Source organism: Pseudomonas sp. Leaf58 (assembly GCF_003627215.1).
Taxonomy (GTDB): Bacteria; Pseudomonadota; Gammaproteobacteria; order Pseudomonadales; family Pseudomonadaceae; genus Aquipseudomonas.
The window spans coordinates 5,373,604-5,391,283 of the sequence record NZ_CP032677.1 but is presented as its reverse complement, the minus strand read 5'-3'; the positions used below and the strand labels follow the sequence as shown (position 1 = coordinate 5,391,283).

Sequence of the window (17,680 nt, the reverse complement as noted above, 5' to 3'; positions counted from 1 at the left end):
CTTGCCCGCGAATGGGCCGGTACAGGCAGTAAAAATTCACCAGTCTGTCACCATTCCACAGTCAAACCGTAAACCATCCGGGCCACTCTGAAACTCCCGCATCCTAATCTGGGAGACAGGCAATGGCTCGTGACTTCGACGGTACGTACCAACCCAACGCCAAGGCTCGCAAGCAACAAGAAAAGGATCAACGCCGCATGGAATACCGCCGCGCGATCGAGAGCTACTGCGACCAACGTCAATTGCTCCGTGACCTGGTGGATTACCCCGAGTTGCAAGCACTCACGGTGTGGCAGACGTCGGCGGCAACTTCCCCGAAAAACGCTCAACCAACGCGCTGATCAGCGCACGTTCGCTGCGGATGAACGCCAAAAAGGCCAAGGCTACCGGCGATTGCCGTTTGGCCTTGGCCTGCACCACGCACCAGCTGCGGTACAGCGGCAACTCCTCTACCGGCAGCTCCTTCAGCACACCAGTGGCCAGCTCCAGGTTAACCGCATGGCGGGTCAGCAAGGCGATACCCAGGCCGGCGATCACGCACTCGCGCTGGGCATCGGCCGAGGCCACCTCCAGGGTCTGGGTAAAGTGCACGCGCTTGTCCTTGAAATACTCCTCGCAGGCCTTACGCGTCCCCGAGCCTTGTTCGCGTATCAGCAGGGTATGAGGCTCCAGGTCTTGCAGGCGCAGTTGCTCCAGCTTGCACAGCGGGTGCTCGGGCGGTGCCACCGCGATGATCGGGTTGTTGAGGAACGGCAGAAACTCCAGGCCCATGTCCTGCGGCACCATGGACATGATGATCAGGTCGTCGCGGTTATCCGAAAGCCGGCGGATGGCCTGGGCGCGGTTGACCACCGTGAGGGTCAGGTTGACCTCCGGGTGACGCTGCTTGAAGGCGGCGAACAGGTGTGGCACGAAGTACTTGGCACTGGACTCGATCGCCAGTTTCAACTGCCCCTGCAGTGAGCCCTGCATGTCCGACAGTTGCATGTCCAGGCTCTCCAGGCGCCCGAAGATGTCGTGGCTGGCGCGTTGCAGGGCCTCGGCGGCTTCGGTTAGGTAGAGCTTTTTGCCTACGTACTCGAACAGCGGCTGGCCGATTAGCTCTTCGAGCTGACGGATCTGTAGGCTAACGGCGGGTTGCGTCAGCGCCATCTCCTCCGCCGCACGGCTGTACGAGCGCAAATCGCAGACTTCATTGAAGATCTGCAGTTGACGCAAAGTCATACGCATCAGTGACTTACGCATTTTTATCGACCCTTCGGCAACACCCTGTTACCCAACTATAAGCTTTTGCTAATACAGCCCCTAACAAATATTGATTTTTGTTTATCAACCGACAGCGCTAGGGTGAATGTGCGACTGGCCAGTAACGTCTGGTCACGCGCCGACCGGTAGAACCGGCTCGACTGTTCCTACGGCTTTGGGAAGACTCCAGTGATAAAAAAAATCCTGATCGCCAACCGGGGTGAAATCGCAGTTCGGATCGTGCGTGCTTGCGCCGAGATGGGCATTCGCTCGGTAGCGATCTATTCCGACGCCGACCGGCACGCTTTGCACGTCAAGCGCGCCGACGAAGCTCACAGCATTGGTGCCGAGCCGCTGGCCGGTTACCTGAACCCGCGCAAGCTGGTGAACCTGGCTGTGGAGACCGGCTGTGATGCCCTGCACCCGGGCTATGGTTTCCTGTCGGAAAACGCCGAACTGGCAGAGATTTGCGCCGAGCGCGGCATCAAGTTCATCGGCCCGGCTGCCGATGTCATTCGCCGCATGGGCGACAAGACCGAAGCGCGTCGCACCATGATCGCCGCCGGTGTACCGGTAACCCCGGGCACCGAAGGCAACGTCGCCGATATTCATGAAGCCCTGAGCGAAGGTGAGCGCATCGGTTACCCGGTCATGCTCAAGGCCACCTCGGGTGGTGGCGGCCGTGGTATTCGCCGTTGCAACAGCCGCGAAGAACTGGAACAGAACTTCCCACGGGTGATCTCCGAGGCCACCAAGGCTTTTGGCTCGGCCGAAGTGTTCCTGGAAAAGTGCATCGTCAACCCCAAGCACATCGAGGCGCAGATCCTCGGTGACAGCTTCGGCAACGTAGTGCACCTGTTCGAGCGCGATTGCTCGATCCAGCGCCGTAACCAGAAGCTTATCGAGATCGCCCCAAGCCCACAGCTCACCCCCGAGCAGCGCGCCTATATCGGCGACCTGGCGGTGCGTGCGGCCAAGGCGGTGAACTACGAGAACGCCGGTACTGTGGAGTTCCTGCTCGCTGATGGCGAGGTGTACTTCATGGAAATGAACACCCGGGTGCAGGTGGAACACACCATCACCGAAGAAATCACCGGTATCGACATCGTCCGTGAGCAGATCCGCATCGCTTCGGGCCTGCCGCTGTCGGTCAAACAGGAAGATATCCAGCATCGTGGCTACGCGTTGCAGTTCCGTATCAACGCCGAAGACCCGAAAAACAACTTCCTGCCCAGCTTCGGCAAGATCACCCGTTACTACGCCCCCGGCGGTCCCGGCGTGCGTACCGACACGGCGATCTACACCGGCTACACCATTCCACCGTTCTACGACTCCATGTGCCTGAAGCTGGTGGTGTGGGCGTTGACCTGGGAAGAAGCCATGGACCGCGGCCTGCGGGCCCTGGACGACATGCGTGTGCAAGGGGTGAAGACCACCGCCGCGTACTACCAGGAAATCCTGCGCAATCCGGAATTCCGTAGCGGCCAGTTCAATACCAGCTTCGTCGAAAGCCACCCTGAACTGACCAACTACTCGATCAAGCGCAAACCCGAAGAGCTGGCCCTGGCCATCGCCGCCGCCATCGCCGCCCACGCAGGCCTGTGAGGAACCCCATAATGTCCAAGAAAATTCACGTAACCGACACGATCCTGCGCGACGCCCACCAGTCCCTGCTGGCCACTCGCATGCGTACCGAAGACATGCTGCCGATTTGCGACAAGCTCGACAAAGTCGGCTACTGGTCGCTGGAAGTCTGGGGTGGCGCCACCTTCGACGCCTGCGTGCGCTTCCTCAAAGAAGACCCGTGGGAGCGCCTGCGCAAGCTGCGTGCGGCCCTGCCCAACACCCGCCTGCAAATGCTGTTGCGCGGCCAGAACCTGCTGGGCTACCGCCACTACAGCGACGACGTGGTCAAGGCCTTCGTCGCCAAGGCGGCAGTTAACGGCATCGATGTATTCCGCATTTTCGACGCCATGAACGACGTGCGTAACCTGCGTGTGGCCATCGAAGCGGTCAAGGCTGCTGGCAAGCATGCCCAGGGCACCATCGCGTATACCACCAGCCCAGTGCACACCATCGAAGCCTTCGTGAACCAGGCCAAGCAAATGGAAGCCATGGGTTGCGACTCGATCGCGATCAAGGACATGGCCGGCCTGCTGACCCCGTTCGCCACTGGTGAACTGGTCAAGGCACTGAAGGCCGAGCAATCGCTGCCGGTGTTCATCCACTCCCACGACACTGCCGGCCTGGCCGCCATGTGCCAGCTGAAGGCTGTGGAAAACGGCGCCGACCACATCGACACCGCCATCTCCAGCTTCGCCTGGGGCACTAGCCACCCGGGTACCGAGTCGATGGTTGCCGCGCTCAAGGGCAGCGAATTCGATACCGGCCTGGACCTGGAGCTGCTGCAGGAAATCGGCCTGTACTTCTACGCCGTGCGCAAGAAGTACCACCAGTTCGAGAGCGAGTTCACCGCCGTGGACACCCGTGTGCAGGTCAACCAGGTGCCGGGCGGCATGATTTCCAACCTGGCCAACCAGCTCAAGGAGCAGGGCGCCCTTAACCGCATGAACGAAGTGTTGGCAGAGATCCCGCGCGTGCGTGAAGACCTCGGTTTCCCGCCGTTGGTGACCCCGACTTCGCAGATCGTCGGCACCCAGGCGTTCTTCAACGTGCTGGCTGGCGAGCGCTACAAGACCATCACCAACGAGGTGAAGCTGTACCTGCAGGGCGGTTACGGCAAGGCACCGGGCGTGGTTAACGAGCAACTGCGTCGCCAAGCGATCGGCAGCGAAGAAGTGATCGACGTGCGCCCGGCCGACCTGCTCAAACCGGAAATGACCAAGCTTCGTGGTGACATCGGCGCCCTGGCCCGTTGCGAAGAAGACGTACTGACCTTCGCCATGTTCCCGGACATTGGCCGCAAGTTTCTTGAAGAGCGCGAAGCCGGCACCCTCGTGCCTGAAGCCCTGCTGCCGATTCCGGAAGCCGGCGCAGTGGCGTCCCATGGCGGTGAAGGTGTGCCGACCGAGTTCGTCATTGACGTACACGGTGAAACCTACCGCGTCGACATCACCGGCGTCGGTGTGAAGGCCGAGGGCAAGCGTCACTTCTACCTGTCGATCGATGGTATGCCGGAAGAAGTGGTGTTCGAGCCGCTCAACGAATTCGTTGGTGGCGGTGGCAGCAAGCGCAAGCAGGCCAGTGCCCCGGGCCACGTCAGCACCACCATGCCAGGCAACATCGTCGATGTGCTGGTCAAGGAAGGTGACATGGTCAAGACCGGCCAGGCCGTGCTGATCACCGAAGCCATGAAGATGGAGACCGAAGTGCAGGCGGCCATCGCAGGTAAGGTCGTTGCCATTCATGTGGCCAAGGGCGACCGTGTGACACCGGGCGAGATCCTGATCGAGATCGAGGGCTGAGTAAGCCCTCATCTACAAGTAGTTAACCTCTGGGGAGCGGATGCTCCCCTTTTTTTTGTGTGGGGGCGATCGGCCTCTTGGCGGGCTGCACCACCGCAACCCTCAGCCTTTACGGCATGCCTCGAGAGTCTCCACCTGGCCAGTCGGCTGTTGGTTCTCCTCGCTCAACCACCGCTCGAACCCGGCAGCCACTGCCGGCCACTCCTCATCGGTGATCGAATACCAGGCCGTATCCCGGTTGTGGCCCTTGACCACCAGGTGCTTGCGGAAAACCCCTTCGAAGACAAAACCAAACCGCTCCGCCGAGCGCTTGGAGCGGATGTTGGCGTTGTTGCACTTCCACTCCAGTCGGCGATTACCCAGTTCGAAAGCCAGCTTGCCCAGCAGATACACCGCCTCGGTGCCCTTGGGTGTGCGTTGCATGGCGGCGCCGAAGGCGACATGGCCGATTTCGATGCGGCCGTGATCGGGCACGATCGACATCAGGGCGAGAATGCCCTGGGCCTGGCCGCAAGGGCGGTCGATGACCGTGTAGCACAGCGGGTCGCGGCCGGCAGCATGGCCTTCCAGCCAACGGTCGAAGGCGGCACGCTCGGCAAACGGGCCGTAGGGCAGGTAGTCCCACAGTGCGGGGTCGGCAGCCGGGCCTTGCAGCACTTCCCAAAGGTCGTCGCCATGGCGCGCCGGGTCGAGCTGTTCCAGGCGGATGAAGCGGCCGTCGATAGGTTCGGCCTTCGGCGTCGCTGCGGGCTTCCAGTTCAATACGTCGGTCATGGTTGGCTTATAACCCTTTGCGGAATTGGATGAAGCCCGAACGCTCGGCAACTTGCTGGTACAGGCTGATGGCGGTGGCGTTGGTCTCGTGGGTGAGCCAGTGCACCTTGATGCAGTTGTCGGCCTTGGCGGCAGCGTAGACGTGCTCGATTAGCTGGCGACCGATGCCCAGGCCACGTTGCGTGCTGTCCACATACAGGTCCTGCAGGTAGCAGGCGTTCTCGATGCTCCAGTTGGAACGATGGTAGATGAAGTTGACCATGCCCACCGCTTTACCATCGGCCCAGGCCAGGGCCGAATGGGTTGCTTCGTTCGGGTCGAGCAGGCGCCGCCAGGTGCTGAGGCTGACCTCATCGGCCAATTCGGTTTCATAGAAGTGCAGGTAGGCGTGCCATAGGGCAAGCCAGGCAGCGTGGTCTTCGGCAGTGACCGGGCGTAGGGTAACGCTGGACATGGGGCTATTCCTTCAGAGTTGGCGCATGTGCGCCGCGAGTTGATTGTCCTGATGATCGGGGCTGGCGCTCAGGCCTTCGTGCACACCAGCAATGTCCTGCGCCGAGCGGTTTTGGCTGAGCTTGCGTGCGCCTTGCAGGCGCGCGATGGGCAGGCGGATGCCGACGATGGCGCGGAGCATGCTATCGAGGTAATCACGCGGGGCGTCGCTGATGTTCCACGGTTCGCTGCGGCCTTGCTCATGGCGCTCGGTCAGGCGGCTGACAATAGCCAGCAGCGGCTCGGCGTCGTGGATCACCTCGGCTGGCCCATAGGCATGCACAGCCAGGTAGTTCCAGGTCGGCACCACCTTGGGATTATCGGCCTTGCTGGGGTAAAAGCTAGGGCTGACATAGGCATCGGCCCCGGGGAACACCAGCAGTGCCTCGGTACCTTGCGCCAGGTCCTGCCACTGGCGGTTGGCCCGCGCCAGGTGGGCATAGACAGTGCCGTATGCACCTTCGGTGGTATCGACCAGCACCGGCAAATGCGTGGCCAGCAGGCCTTGCTCGCCCTGGCTGACCAGAACGGCCAAGCGGGTGTCGAGCATGTGCTGGTGCAGGCGACCGAGGTCGTGTTCCTGGTGGGGTTTGCTGTTGTACATGCTCGGTATCCTTGTGCGATAGCTTCATCCTAGGCAGGCTATTGGTTCTATGTAAGAGCCATTAACAGCTGTTTTGATAGGTCCAATGCCATGAGCGAGCAGCCCCTTGTATTGCCTTTCGACCCTGCCGGGATCGCCCTCGATCGGCGCCGCGGTCTCAGCCAGCAGCTGTACCAGGCGTTGCGCGCGCGGGTGTTGGACGGGCGACTGAGCAGTGGCACGCGGCTACCGGCCAGCCGTGACCTGGCCGCCATGCTGGCGCTGTCGCGCAATAGCGTGGTGCGTGCGTATGACCAGCTTTATGCCGAGGGCTTCATCGAAAGCCGAGTAGGCGATGGCACGTACGTTAGCCAGCTGCCAAAACTATCCACACAACTATCCACAGGGTTATCCCTGGGGTTATCAACAGAGTTATCCACATTTTCTTCAGAAAATACTGAGGATTTATCCAGCAACCGAAGTTTGAGCGAGCCTTTGCAGCGCCTGAAAAATAACCACTTGCCGCCGCCTCGAAGCGGTGCGCCGCGTGCTTTTCGGGTAGGCATTCCGGCATTCGACCTGTTTCCATTCGACGTCTGGGCCAAGCTGCAGGCGGGTTTCTGGCGCAAACCAGCCCCTTCGCAACTGAGCTATGGCGACCCGGCTGGCGAACCGCTGTTGCGCGAACTGATCGCGGCCTACTTGCGTCGCTCGCGTGGCCTGAGTTGTACGGCTGAACAAATTGTGATCACCAGTGGTGCGCAGCAGGCCATCAGCCTTTGTGCACAGTTGCTGTTGCAGCCAGGCGATGGTGTGGCTGTGGAAAACCCGGGGTACCGCGCGGCCGGGCATGCCTTTGCACTGGCCGGCGGCAGGCTGCATGGCATGCCAGTGGATGAGGATGGCATGGACTGCCGCCGGCTCGGCCAGCTGGCGAATTGCCGGCTGGCCTATGTCACACCAGCCCACCAGTACCCGACCGGGGTGACCATGAGCCTGGCGCGACGCCTGGAATTGCTGGCCTGGGCCGAGCGCAGCGATGGCTGGGTTATCGAAGACGACTACGACGGCGAATACCGCTACAGCGGCGCCCCCTTGGCCCCGCTTGCAGCGCTCGACCGGCACGGGCGGGTGTTGTACGTGGGTACCTTCGGCAAAATCGCCTTTCCGGCGCTGCGCCTGGGTTACTTGGTGCTCCCGCCGCAGCTGGCGCAGGCGTTCAGCCAGGGTAGGGCGCTGGCGGTACGGCATTCGGAGGTTAGCAGCCAGTGCGTGATGGCCGAGTTCATGGCCCGGGGGCACTTCCAGCGGCATATCCGACGCATGCGCAAGGCGGCTTTGAACCGGCGAAACGTGTTGAAGGCCGGTTGGCCTGTGGATATTCCAGGGTTGGCCGGCATGCCGGAAGTGGCGGCTGGGCTGCATGTGAAGGTAGATGTGGATAACTTTGCCCGGGAGCAGGAACTGGTAACCCGGGCCGAAGCGGTGGGTGTGGAGGTGACGCCGCTAAGCAATTTCTGGCTAGCGGACAGCCAGGTGCCTGTGGATAAGCGGGCAGGGCTGGTGCTGGGGTTTGCGGCGGTGCCCGAGGGGGAGATTGCCGAGGCTTTGATGAAATTGCGCAAGGCCTGGAGAAAGTGAATGGGGCTGCAAAGCAGCCCCGGCCTTAAATCAGGTACCGGATTTGATCCGTGTCCAGGCCCGGGTCCTGGCCCGCTCTGCATCCCGTGCCAAAGGCTTGAGGGTATACAACTTGGCCATCGCCTCCGCCGTCGGATACAGGTTGGGGTTGTTGCGAATTGCCGGGCTCACCTTGTCGGTCGCATCCTTATTTGGGTTCGGGTACCCGACAAAGTCACTGATCGGCGCAATCACTTCAGGCCGCAGCAGGTAGTTGATAAAGGCGTGGGCATCGTCCGGGTTGGCCGCGTTCTTCGGAATCGCCAGCATGTCAAACCAGATCGGCGCACCCTCTTTGGGTAGTCGCATGTCCACCACCACCCCGTTCTTCGCCTCGTGGGCGCGGTTGGCGGCCTGGGAGAAGCTGCCGCTGTAACCCACCGCCACGCAGATATCGCCGTTGGCGATGTCGGCCATGTACTTCGAGGAATGGAAGTAGGTGATGTACGGGCGAATCTTCAGCATCAGTGCCTCGGCCTGCTTGTAGTCGGCCGGCTTGTCACTGTTCGGTGGCAGGCCTAGGTACTGCAGGGCCAGCGGCAAAATCTCCGATGGCGAATCGAGCAGCGCCACACCGCACTGTTTGAGTTTGGCGATGTTCTCTTCCTTGAAGATCAGGTCCCAGCTGTCCACTGGGGCGTGGTCGCCGAGCGCAGCCTTGACCTTGGCCGGGTTGAAGCCGATCAGCACGGTGCCGTACATGTAGGGCACGGCAAACCTGTTACCCGGGTCGTTGGCTTCGATCAGCTTCATCAGTGCCGAGTCCAGGTGTTGCCAGTTCGGTAGCTTGCTGCGGTCCAGTGGCTGGAACACCCCCGCTTCGATCTGCTTGGCGAGAAACACGTTGGACGGCACCACCACGTCATACCCGGAGTTACCGGTCAGCAGCTTGGCTTCCAGCGCCTCGTTGGTGTCGAAGATGTCGTAGATCAGCTTCACAGCGCTGTCTTTCTGGAAGTCGGTGAGCGTCTGCGGGGTGATGTAGTCGAACCAGTTATACACCCGCAGGGTACGTTGTTCGGCCTGGGCGTGCAGGGCACCGGTGAACAGGGTGGCGGCGATGAGTGGGGCGAGCAGACGCTTGAGTCGGACCATTACCGGGCTCCTGGCTGGGCGCGCTGGAAGCCTTCCAGCACATTGACCGCGTTGATACCGATTTCTTCCACAGCGTAGCCGCCTTCCATCACGAACAGGGTCGGCTTGCCGAGCTGGGCGATGCGCTTGCCCATTTCCAGGTAGTCCGGGCTGTCCAGCTTGAACTGGGAGATCGGGTCGTCCTTGAAGGTGTCCACGCCCAACGAGATCACCAGCACGTCAGCGTCATAGGTGGTGATGCGCTGGCAAGCGTCTTCCAGGGCAGCGCTCCAGGCGGCCCAGTCGCTGCCGGCCGGCAGCGGGTAGTTGATGTTGCAGCCTTCGCCGGCACCTTCACCGGTTTCGTCGGCATAGCCGAGGAAGAACGGGAACTCATCACGTGGGTCGCCATGGATCGAAGCGAAGTACACATCGTCCCGGCTGTAGAAGATGTCCTGGGTACCGTTGCCGTGGTGGTAGTCGACGTCGAGGATGGCCACCTTGCGCCGGCCCTGGTCGAGGAAGGCCTGCGCGGCGATGGCGGCGTTGTTCAGGTAGCAATAGCCGCCCATGACTTCGCCGGCGGCGTGGTGCCCTGGCGGGCGGCACAGGGCAAACGCCGAATGGGCGCCTTGCTGGATCGCCGCCTGGGCGGTGAGCGCGACTTGAGCGGCGCTGTAAGCCGCCTGCCAAGTACCGGCAGTGATCGGCGCGCCGGCATCGAAGCTGTAGTAGCCCAGCTCACCGTGCAGGCCTGTAGGTTTTACCTGGCGCAGGGTGCGTGCAGGCCAGGTGAAGGGTAGCAGGTCACCTTCCTGGCCCATTGCGGCCCAGCGCGCCCAAGCGCCTTGGAAAAAGTCTAGGTAGTCGGCGCTGTGGATGCGCAGCAGCGGCGCGCGGCCGAAGTCGCTAGGGCCCTGGATGTCACCGAGGTTGCGCTTTTTCACCTGGTCCAGCACATGCTCGGCGCGCGACGGCATTTCAAAGCAGGGCATAAGCTTGCCGTCGATCAGCTCGCAGCGGCCGTGGTGCAGGCGGTGGTCATCGGAATAGATCGTCAGCATTGTTGTTCTCCGGTGGGTACTGGCGTGGGTCCATTGTCATGGGCGGGTCTGTGGCGGAGAACGACGCAAACGGCCAAAAGGGGATCGATGTGGCCAAGCTCTTTGGCCTGCACAGGTCAACCGCGGAAGTGGCTGGGAGCTACCCCACTCCAGCGCTGAAAGGCATGCCGGAAACTGGCCGTCTCACTGAACCCCAATGTTTCGGCAATCCGGTAGATCGGCATCTGCGCATCGGCCAGCAACTGCTTGGCCCGCTCGAACCTCAGCTCATCCAGCAGCTGTTGATAACTGCTGCCCAACGCCTGCAAATGCCGGCGCAGGGTGCGTGATGAGCAGTTCATCTGCCGTGCCAGCCCTTCCAACCCAGGCGCGGCATCCAGTTGCTGTGTCAGCAGTTGGCGAATCCGCCCCAGCCATGCCTGGCGGCCGGTGAACTCCAGGTTCAGGCGCCGGCAACGTTCGCTCATGGCCTGGTGGGTTATCGGGTCGGCCAGCGGTAGCGGTGTGTCCAGCCAGCGCCGCTCAAAGGCAAAGGCATTGTCTTTGGCGTCGAAACCGACCGGGCACTGGAATGCACCGGCGTAGAGCGCGTGGTAGCCAGGCCGTGGGTGTTCAAAACGGGCGCCCAGCAGGGGTAGCGGGCGGCCAAGCAGGTCGTCGCAGATCACTTTCAGCGACACCAGGCAGAACTCAGCATTGAAGGCGGTAAGTGCCGGGCTGTCGTGGTAATCGCTGGCGCTGAACCAGACGCGCTGGCCGTCGTCGAGCAAACGCAACTTGAAGACTGTTCCCAGCAGTGCCGGATACTGCAGCGCCAGGCGCAAGGCGTCACCCAAAGTGGCACTGGAGAGCAGGGCGTAACCGAGCATGCCGTAGCACGACACATGCATGCGCCTGCCCAGTTCCAGGCCGATGTCCTCGCGCCGGGCAACGGCGTTGGCGCACACCTGCAGCTCCTGCTGGGTGGTGATGCGCGCATCGGCATGCCCCAGGTCTGCCGGGCCAATGCCGCTGCCGGCCAGCAGCGCCGATGCCTCGCAACCGTCTGCCTGGAAGACGTTCAGGATCAGCGAAACCGCGTTGAGGGTAGTCAGGTGACTGTGCAGCATGCTGGGTAATCCCGTGGGGCTGGGACGCATTATGGAGCAAGTTGTGTGCCTATATGCGCGGTCCCAGGTAAACCGCTGCTCTGGAGCGCCCTTGTGCCGCCAACGGGCCACTAAAATCCGTCAGGCAAAAAAAGGCCCGAAGCATTGGCTCGGGCCTTGAAAGGTTGAGAGGTGTCTAGTCCCTTAACCTGGTGAGACTGTTTGCAGCAGCCGGGTTACGCCTTCAGCGGAACCAGACGCGGAGCGATCATGTTTTCCGGACGCAGGATGTCATCGAGCATCGCGTCGTCCAGCAGCTTCTCTTCACGCACCAGTTCCAGTACGCCGCGGCCGGTTTCCAAGGCAACGCGGGCGATACGGGTAGCGTTTTCGTAGCCGATGTACGGGTTCAGGGCGGTGACCAGGCCAATCGAGTGCTCGACCAGTTCACGGCAGCGCTGTTCGTTGGCGGTGATGCCGACGATGCAGTGCTCGCGCAGCATGTCCATGGCGCGCTGAAGCAGGCGGATCGAGTCGAAGATCTTGTAGGCGATCAGCGGCTCCATCACGTTCAGCTGCAGCTGGCCACCCTCGGCGGCGACAGTCAGTGCCAGGTCGTTGCCCATGATGGCGAAGGCCACCTGGTTGACCGCTTCCGGGATAACCGGGTTGACCTTGCCTGGCATGATCGAGCTGCCTGGTTGACGCGCTGGCAGGTTGATCTCGTTGATACCAGTGCGTGGGCCGCTGGACAGCAGGCGCAGGTCGTTGCAAATCTTCGACAGCTTGACGGCGGTACGCTTGAGCATGCCGGAGAACAGCACGAAGGCGCCCATGTCGGAGGTAGCTTCGATCAGGTCGGCAGCCGGTACCAGCGGTTGGCCGCTGATAGCAGCCAGACGCTGAACAGCCAGGGCCTGGTAGCCAGGGTCGGCGTTGATGCCGGTGCCGATGGCGGTGCCGCCCAGGTTGATTTCGGTCAGCAGTTCCGGGGCCAGCGAGCGCAGGCGCTGCAGGTCTTCGGTCATGGTGGTGGCGAAGGCACGGAATTCCTGGCCCAGCGTCATTGGTACGGCGTCCTGCAGCTGGGTGCGACCCATCTTCAGTACGTGGTCGAACTCTTTACCCTTGGCCGCGAAGGCCTGGATCAGGCTGTCGAGGCTGCTCAGCAGGGCGTCGTGGCCCAGCAGCAGGCCCAGACGGATGGCCGTCGGGTAGGCGTCGTTGGTCGACTGTGCCATGTTCACGTCGTTGTTCGGGTGCAGGTACTGGTACTCACCCTTCTGGTGGCCCATGGCCTCCAGTGCAACGTTGGCGATAACTTCGTTGGCGTTCATGTTGGTAGAAGTACCAGCACCGCCCTGGATCATGTCCACGACGAACTGGTCGTGGTAATCGCCTTGGATCAGGCGGGCGCAGGCTGCAGTGATGGCAGCGTGCTTGGCATCGCTCAGGTGACCCAGCTCACGGTTGGCGTCGGCAGCAGCCTGCTTGACCATGGCCAAGGCCACGACCAGCTTTGGGTAGTGCGACAGCGGAACACCAGAGAGGTGGAAGTTGTTGGCAGCGCGCAGAGTCTGGATGCCGTAGTAGGCATCTGCAGGAACTTCCAGGGTACCCAACAGGTCTTTTTCGACGCGGAACGATGCAGCGGAGGACATGATGTATATCATCTCGATTTTGACCCGGCACATGCCGGAATGGCGCCAATCCTAGGCCTGAAGCTGATTTTGCGGCCAATGCTGATGCACGCTAACCTATGCACAAACGGCATAGTGTTTCATGTGACGCCAATTGACATTCGAGCGTGTTCCATTTTGGTGCACGCCAGGAGATGTGCTTCGTGAACCTTGAAAGCAAATGGCTGGAAGACTTCAGTGCGCTGGCCGCTACCCGCAGTTTTTCCCAGGCGGCAGAGCGGCGTTTCGTCACTCAACCGGCGTTTAGCCGGCGTATCCGCAGCTTGGAAGCAGCGCTGGGCCTGCAGTTGGTGAACCGTTCCCGCACGCCTATCGAATTGACTGAGGCAGGCCAGCTGTTTCTCGTCACAGCGCGTACGGTTGTCGACCAGTTGAGCGAAATTCTTCGCCATTTGCATCATCTTGAGGGCGGGCAGGGTGAGGTGGTTCAGGTGGCCGCGGCGCACTCCCTGGCGTCGGGCTTTTTCCCGCGTTGGGTGGCACAGTTACGTAACGAAGGCTTGAACATTGCCACCCGCTTGGTTGCGACTAACGTTGGGGATGCTGTGCATGCATTACGCGAAGGTGGCTGTGACCTGATGTTGGCCTTCTATGACCCGGACGCGGCCTTGCAGATGGACGCCGAGATCTTCCCGTCGATGCACATGGGCACCACGGAAATGTTGCCGGTGTGTGCCGTGGGCACCGATGGCAAGCCTATGTTCGACCTGGAAGGCGAGGCCAGCGTGCCGCTGCTAGCCTACACGGCCGGCGCGTTTCTCGGGCGTTCGGTGAATTTGCTGCTGCGCCAGCGCAATCTGCGTTATACCACCGTCTATGAGACGGCCATGGCCGACAGCCTCAAGAGCATGGCGCTGGAAGGGATGGGGATTGCATGGGTGCCGCGCCTGTCGATGCGCGGCGAGCTGGAGCGGGGAGAACTGGCGATCTGCGGCGGCAGCCAGTGGCATGTACCGCTGGAAATACGCCTTTACCGCTGCGCCCTGGTGCGCAAGGCCAACGTACGGCTGTTGTGGCGCAAGCTCGAGTCGGCTGCCGCCCAGGGCGAGCTTTGATGCATCATTGGGAGTGGCTTTGTAGGTGCGCGGTGATGTTGTCGCGATTGGCGTCGCTGTAGCGGTAGCAGTGCGCCCGGTCCCAGGCCCGCTGAGGAAAGACGTAGGTCTCGCATTTAAGGGGCCAGACCTTTATCTGTTTTTCGGCATTTTCATGGGTTGCCCCGAGCATGTGGCCGATCTCGTGTGCCAGGCTGGCATAGGAGCCGCGTGAGGCAATGGCGAAATTGCCTTCAAACTGTGCCAGGCCTTGAGTTTCGTAGCCGTTGTCGAGTGTCTGGAAAACGCTTTCGGTCACCAGGATCGATTTGTTGATGCCGCTTGGATAATGCTGGAATTTCAGCTCGGTCACCGCGCGATGGAAAGCCTCTAGCGTGGCGGCAGCATCGTTGCTGGCGGCATAGTCGATATCGGTGATACCCGCGATGTCGCGATGAAACACCACCTCGATGGGGTGTGAGGTGAAGGTGTGCATTTCGTCTTCCCAGTGTTGCAGGTAGTCACTATGCAGCGATTGCTCGCTGACGGCTGCCAGCTCATCGTGCAAGTAAACGTGAACGATCAAGGTGTCGCTGGCCATTGCCGTCGACACGCGCAAGGCGCAGCACAGAAGCAGAAATGTAGTGAGTCGTTTGATGTGGGACACGGGGCAACCCTTCGTATGTTGAGTGTTGGCAAATGCTCTGGCATCCGCCACAAGAGGGGCACTTGGAAGGCTTTGCGCAGGAGCAGTTCCGGTGCGGAAAAGTTGTCCCGCGAGACAGCTTGCCCTTTGATCCGGCATGTGCTTGCAGGGGTGGGCGGCGCGCCTTGAATTACGCTACAATCCCGCGCCTTCGGCCGACCTGGTCGATTCAGAATCCGTATGACAAGCCACGCCGGTCCACCTGCGTGGCTTGTTGCTTTTAGCGCGCCAGAAGGCGCTTGCAGGAGAGGCTCGACGATGAGTGCACTGGTTGGCGTGATCATGGGCTCCAAGTCCGATTGGTCCACCCTTAGCCACACCGCCGATATGCTGGAAAAACTCGGCATCCCCTACGAAGTGAAGGTGGTTTCCGCCCACCGCACCCCGGACTTGCTGTTCCAGTACGCCGAAGAGGCCGAAGGGCGCGGGATCGAGGTGATCATTGCTGGCGCGGGTGGCGCAGCCCACCTGCCAGGCATGTGCGCCGCCAAGACCCACCTGCCGGTGCTCGGCGTGCCCGTACAGTCGTCGATGCTGTCGGGCGTCGATTCGCTGCTGTCGATCGTGCAGATGCCTGCCGGCGTGCCGGTAGCCACCCTGGCCATCGGCCGTGCCGGGGCAATCAATGCCGCACTGCTGTCGGCCAGCATCCTGGGTGCCAAGTACCCGCAGTACCACGCGGCGCTCAAGCAATTCCGCACCGAGCAGACCGACACCGTGCTGGAAAATCCAGACCCGCGCCAGGCTTGAGGTTGAACCCATGAAGATCGGTGTAATCGGTGGCGGCCAGCTGGGCCGCATGCTGGCTCTGGCGGGCACCCCGCTGGGCATGAACTTCGCCTTCCTCGACCCCGCACCGGACGCTTGCGCCGCCCCGCTTGGCGAGCACCTGCGTGCCGACTACGGCGACCAGGACCACCTGCGCCAGCTGGCCGACGAAGTCGACGTGGTCACCTTCGAGTTCGAAAGCGTGCCGGCCGAGACCGTGGCCTTTCTCTCGCAGTTCGTGCCGGTGTACCCCAGTGCCGAAGCGCTGCGCATCGCCCGTGATCGCTTGTTCGAGAAGAGCATGTTCCGCGACCTGGGTATTCCTACCCCGGCCTTCGCCGACATTCTCTCGCAGGCCGATCTGGACGCCGCGGTGGCCAGCATTGGCCTGCCGGCAGTGTTGAAAACCCGCACCCTGGGTTACGACGGCAAGGGCCAGAAAGTGCTGCGCAAGCCTGAAGACGTGGTCGGTACTTTCGCCGAGCTGGGCAGCGTGCCATGCCTGCTGGAAGGCTTCGTGCCGTTCACCGGCGAAGTATCGCTGGTGGCCGTGCGTGCCCGTGATGGCGAAACCCGCTTCTACCCGCTGGTACATAACACGCACGAAAGCGGCATCCTGCGGCTGTCGGTCGCCAGCCAGGCGCACCCGCTGCAGGCCCTGGCCGAAGACTACGTGGGCCGGGTGCTCAAGCAACTGGACTATGTGGGCGTGATGGCCTTCGAGTTCTTCGAAGTCGACGGGGGCCTGAAGGCCAACGAAATTGCCCCGCGCGTGCACAACTCCGGCCACTGGACTATCGAAGGCACCGAGTGCAGCCAGTTCGAGAACCACTTGCGTGCCATTGCCGGCCTGCCGCTGGGCTCGACAGCCAAGGTGGGCGAAAGCGCGATGCTCAACTTCATCGGTGAAGTACCGCCTGTGAACAAGGTAGTCGCCATCGATGACTGCCACTTGCATCACTACGGCAAGGCCTTCAAGGTCGGTCGCAAGGTCGGTCACGCCACCCTGCGCTGCCAGGACATGGCTTCCCTCAAGCGCAAGATTGCCGAAGTAGAGGCTCTGATCAGCAACTGATCGAACTTCTGCAAGCGGCTTGCCCTCTGAAATGGCAACAAGCCAAAGCGCTGTCTAGGCTTTGGCTTGTTCCAACTTCACTGCAGAGGGATTGCCATGGGCATCATCGGAACCATCTTCATCGGCCTCATCGTCGGCTTGCTGGCCCGCTTCATCAAGCCGGGCGACGACAGCATGGGCTGGATCATGACCATCCTGCTGGGTATAGCCGGCTCCCTGCTGGCCACCTACGGCGGCCAGGCGCTGGGCATTTACCAAGCCGGGCAAGCCGCAGGGTTCTTCGGTGCGCTGGTCGGTGCCGTCATCGTTCTGGTGATCTACGGGTTCATCAAGAAACGCTGAATACTGGTTACAATGCCCGGCAATTCATTCGAGTTGCCGAGCATTTCCATGCGTGCTTTTTTCCTCGCCCCCCTGCTGTTGGCCAGCACCCTGGCCCATGCCGAACTGCCCGAAACTGACTGGCTGCAGTTGATGCCCAAGTCGGACCAGAAGGCGCTTGAGCAGATGCCCGAAATCGACCACAACTCGCCGGAAGCCCAGGGCGTATTCACCGCCAAGGGTGGCCTGAAGCAGAGCAAGGGCCTGCCGGCGGTGATGTATTCGACCAAGACCGTAGCGGCCATGGATGGCAAGGACATCCGCCTGGGCGGCTACCCGGTGCCGCTGGAGAGCGATGCCAAGGGCAACAGCACGCTGTTCTTCCTGGTGCCGTACCCGGGCGCGTGCATCCACGTGCCGCCGCCGCCGCCGAACCAGCTGGTGCTGGTGCGCTACCCAAAAGGTTTGAAGATCGATGACATCTACGCACCGCTGTGGGTCAGCGGCACGCTGAAGGTGGAGAAGGTCAGCAATGACCTGGCCGATGCGGCCTATGCGCTGGATGCGGGGAAGGTGAGGGTGGTGGAGGACGCCGATCTCTGATTGCCTGCGCCGGCCCTTTCGCGGGTAAACCCGCGAAGAGGCCCGCAA

The 17,680-nt window shown here is 61.7% G+C and carries 18 protein-coding genes; 9 read left to right on the top strand and 9 right to left on the bottom strand.

The genetic code is table 11. The features are described from left to right. Positions 1–122 precede the first annotated feature (122 nt). Positions 123–341, top strand: a complete 219-nt coding sequence (locus tag DV532_RS31005) for a PA3496 family putative envelope integrity protein (RefSeq protein WP_082476722.1) — start codon at positions 123–125, stop codon at positions 339–341. Here the strand turns inward: DV532_RS31005 and DV532_RS24985 are convergent. Beyond that, positions 283–1,245, bottom strand: a complete 963-nt coding sequence (locus DV532_RS24985) for a LysR family transcriptional regulator (RefSeq protein ID WP_056793911.1) — start codon at positions 1,243–1,245, stop codon at positions 283–285. The genes DV532_RS31005 and DV532_RS24985 overlap by 59 nt on opposite strands. 189 nt (positions 1,246–1,434) lie before the next feature. Here DV532_RS24985 and DV532_RS24980 point away from each other — a divergent pair, with 189 nt between their 5' ends. Both DV532_RS24980 and oadA read left to right on the top strand, forming a co-directional pair. Further along, complete coding sequence (locus DV532_RS24980; RefSeq protein ID WP_016489867.1) at positions 1,435–2,850, top strand: acetyl-CoA carboxylase biotin carboxylase subunit; 1,416 nt, start codon at positions 1,435–1,437, stop codon at positions 2,848–2,850. Positions 2,851–2,861: 11 nt separating this feature from the next. Further along, positions 2,862–4,670, top strand: a complete 1,809-nt coding sequence (gene oadA, locus DV532_RS24975; protein ID WP_056793913.1) for a sodium-extruding oxaloacetate decarboxylase subunit alpha — start codon at positions 2,862–2,864, stop codon at positions 4,668–4,670. 102 nt (positions 4,671–4,772) lie between these two features. On the opposite strand, the gene DV532_RS24970 is transcribed toward oadA, so the two are convergent. From DV532_RS24970 to DV532_RS24960, 3 genes are read right to left on the bottom strand one after another with little or no spacing between them, the layout of a single operon-like run. After that, on the bottom strand, positions 4,773–5,444 hold the full coding sequence (locus DV532_RS24970) for a GNAT family N-acetyltransferase (protein ID WP_056793915.1): 672 nt from the start codon (positions 5,442–5,444) through the stop codon (positions 4,773–4,775). A 7-nt stretch (positions 5,445–5,451) separates the two neighbouring features. Continuing rightward, a complete protein-coding gene (locus DV532_RS24965) occupies positions 5,452–5,898 on the bottom strand; it encodes a GNAT family N-acetyltransferase (RefSeq protein ID WP_056793917.1) in 447 nt (148 codons plus the stop codon). A gap of 12 nt (positions 5,899–5,910) precedes the next feature. Then, a complete protein-coding gene (locus tag DV532_RS24960) occupies positions 5,911–6,540 on the bottom strand; it encodes an FMN-binding negative transcriptional regulator (RefSeq protein ID WP_056793919.1) in 630 nt (209 codons plus the stop codon). Positions 6,541–6,630: 90 nt separating this feature from the next. Between DV532_RS24960 and DV532_RS24955 the strand changes: the two genes are divergently transcribed. After that, the gene (locus DV532_RS24955) at positions 6,631–8,160 is read left to right on the top strand and encodes a PLP-dependent aminotransferase family protein (RefSeq protein WP_056793922.1); all 1,530 of its coding nucleotides are present in this window, start codon (positions 6,631–6,633) and stop codon (positions 8,158–8,160) included. Positions 8,161–8,190: 30 nt separating this feature from the next. Here the strand turns inward: DV532_RS24955 and DV532_RS24950 are convergent, their stop codons facing one another. The 4 genes from DV532_RS24950 to aspA all read right to left on the bottom strand — a co-directional run bounded on the left by DV532_RS24950 (position 8,191) and on the right by aspA (position 13,086). Next, on the bottom strand, positions 8,191–9,294 hold the full coding sequence (locus DV532_RS24950) for a polyamine ABC transporter substrate-binding protein (protein WP_056793924.1): 1,104 nt from the start codon (positions 9,292–9,294) through the stop codon (positions 8,191–8,193). Then, complete coding sequence (locus DV532_RS24945) at positions 9,294–10,337, bottom strand: histone deacetylase family protein (protein ID WP_056793926.1); 1,044 nt, start codon at positions 10,335–10,337, stop codon at positions 9,294–9,296. The genes DV532_RS24950 and DV532_RS24945 overlap by 1 nt, the downstream gene beginning before the upstream one ends. Positions 10,338–10,453: 116 nt before the next feature. Beyond that, the gene (locus tag DV532_RS24940; RefSeq protein ID WP_056793928.1) at positions 10,454–11,446 is read right to left on the bottom strand and encodes an AraC family transcriptional regulator; all 993 of its coding nucleotides are present in this window, start codon (positions 11,444–11,446) and stop codon (positions 10,454–10,456) included. Positions 11,447–11,661: 215 nt separating this feature from the next. Beyond that, the gene (gene aspA / locus DV532_RS24935) at positions 11,662–13,086 is read right to left on the bottom strand and encodes an aspartate ammonia-lyase (protein WP_056796588.1); all 1,425 of its coding nucleotides are present in this window, start codon (positions 13,084–13,086) and stop codon (positions 11,662–11,664) included. A gap of 182 nt (positions 13,087–13,268) precedes the next feature. Between aspA and DV532_RS24930 the strand changes: the two genes are divergently transcribed. Further along, positions 13,269–14,180, top strand: coding sequence for a LysR substrate-binding domain-containing protein (locus DV532_RS24930; protein WP_162241100.1), 912 nt, complete (start codon positions 13,269–13,271; stop codon positions 14,178–14,180). A gap of 4 nt (positions 14,181–14,184) precedes the next feature. Here DV532_RS24930 and DV532_RS24925 read toward each other — a convergent pair whose 3' ends face one another. Beyond that, a complete protein-coding gene (locus DV532_RS24925; RefSeq protein WP_162241101.1) occupies positions 14,185–14,877 on the bottom strand; it encodes a reprolysin-like metallopeptidase in 693 nt (230 codons plus the stop codon). A 246-nt stretch (positions 14,878–15,123) separates the two neighbouring features. Here DV532_RS24925 and purE point away from each other — a divergent pair, with 246 nt between their 5' ends. The 4 genes from purE (at position 15,124) to DV532_RS24905 (ending at position 17,632) form a co-directional block, all read left to right on the top strand. Continuing rightward, positions 15,124–15,615, top strand: a complete 492-nt coding sequence (gene purE, locus DV532_RS24920) for a 5-(carboxyamino)imidazole ribonucleotide mutase (protein WP_056793932.1) — start codon at positions 15,124–15,126, stop codon at positions 15,613–15,615. Positions 15,616–15,625: 10 nt separating this feature from the next. After that, on the top strand, positions 15,626–16,708 hold the full coding sequence (locus DV532_RS24915; RefSeq protein WP_056793934.1) for a 5-(carboxyamino)imidazole ribonucleotide synthase: 1,083 nt from the start codon (positions 15,626–15,628) through the stop codon (positions 16,706–16,708). A 96-nt stretch (positions 16,709–16,804) separates the two neighbouring features. After that, complete coding sequence (locus DV532_RS24910) at positions 16,805–17,050, top strand: GlsB/YeaQ/YmgE family stress response membrane protein (RefSeq protein ID WP_051096469.1); 246 nt, start codon at positions 16,805–16,807, stop codon at positions 17,048–17,050. 48 nt (positions 17,051–17,098) lie between these two features. Continuing rightward, on the top strand, positions 17,099–17,632 hold the full coding sequence (locus DV532_RS24905) for a DUF3299 domain-containing protein (RefSeq protein ID WP_162241102.1): 534 nt from the start codon (positions 17,099–17,101) through the stop codon (positions 17,630–17,632). Positions 17,633–17,680 lie beyond the last annotated feature (48 nt).

Bases quoted from the DNA above. Each gene is read 5' to 3' on its own strand.
- purE (WP_056793932.1), top strand. From the start codon at position 15,124: ATGAGTGCACTGGTTGGCGTGATCATGGGCTCCAAGTCCGATTGGTCC.
- DV532_RS24905 (WP_162241102.1), top strand. From the start codon at position 17,099: ATGCGTGCTTTTTTCCTCGCCCCCCTGCTGTTGGCCAGCACCCTGGCC.
- DV532_RS24970 (WP_056793915.1), bottom strand. From the start codon at position 5,444: ATGACCGACGTATTGAACTGGAAGCCCGCAGCGACGCCGAAGGCCGAA.
- DV532_RS24910 (WP_051096469.1), top strand. From the start codon at position 16,805: ATGGGCATCATCGGAACCATCTTCATCGGCCTCATCGTCGGCTTGCTG.
- DV532_RS24945 (WP_056793926.1), bottom strand. From the start codon at position 10,337: ATGCTGACGATCTATTCCGATGACCACCGCCTGCACCACGGCCGCTGC.
- DV532_RS24915 (WP_056793934.1), top strand. From the start codon at position 15,626: ATGAAGATCGGTGTAATCGGTGGCGGCCAGCTGGGCCGCATGCTGGCT.
- oadA (WP_056793913.1), top strand. From the start codon at position 2,862: ATGTCCAAGAAAATTCACGTAACCGACACGATCCTGCGCGACGCCCAC.
- DV532_RS24950 (WP_056793924.1), bottom strand. From the start codon at position 9,294: ATGGTCCGACTCAAGCGTCTGCTCGCCCCACTCATCGCCGCCACCCTG.
- DV532_RS24960 (WP_056793919.1), bottom strand. From the start codon at position 6,540: ATGTACAACAGCAAACCCCACCAGGAACACGACCTCGGTCGCCTGCAC.
- DV532_RS24965 (WP_056793917.1), bottom strand. From the start codon at position 5,898: ATGTCCAGCGTTACCCTACGCCCGGTCACTGCCGAAGACCACGCTGCC.
- DV532_RS24985 (WP_056793911.1), bottom strand. From the start codon at position 1,245: ATGCGTAAGTCACTGATGCGTATGACTTTGCGTCAACTGCAGATCTTC.
- DV532_RS31005 (WP_082476722.1), top strand. From the start codon at position 123: ATGGCTCGTGACTTCGACGGTACGTACCAACCCAACGCCAAGGCTCGC.
- DV532_RS24955 (WP_056793922.1), top strand. From the start codon at position 6,631: ATGAGCGAGCAGCCCCTTGTATTGCCTTTCGACCCTGCCGGGATCGCC.
- aspA (WP_056796588.1), bottom strand. From the start codon at position 13,086: ATGTCCTCCGCTGCATCGTTCCGCGTCGAAAAAGACCTGTTGGGTACC.
- DV532_RS24940 (WP_056793928.1), bottom strand. From the start codon at position 11,446: ATGCTGCACAGTCACCTGACTACCCTCAACGCGGTTTCGCTGATCCTG.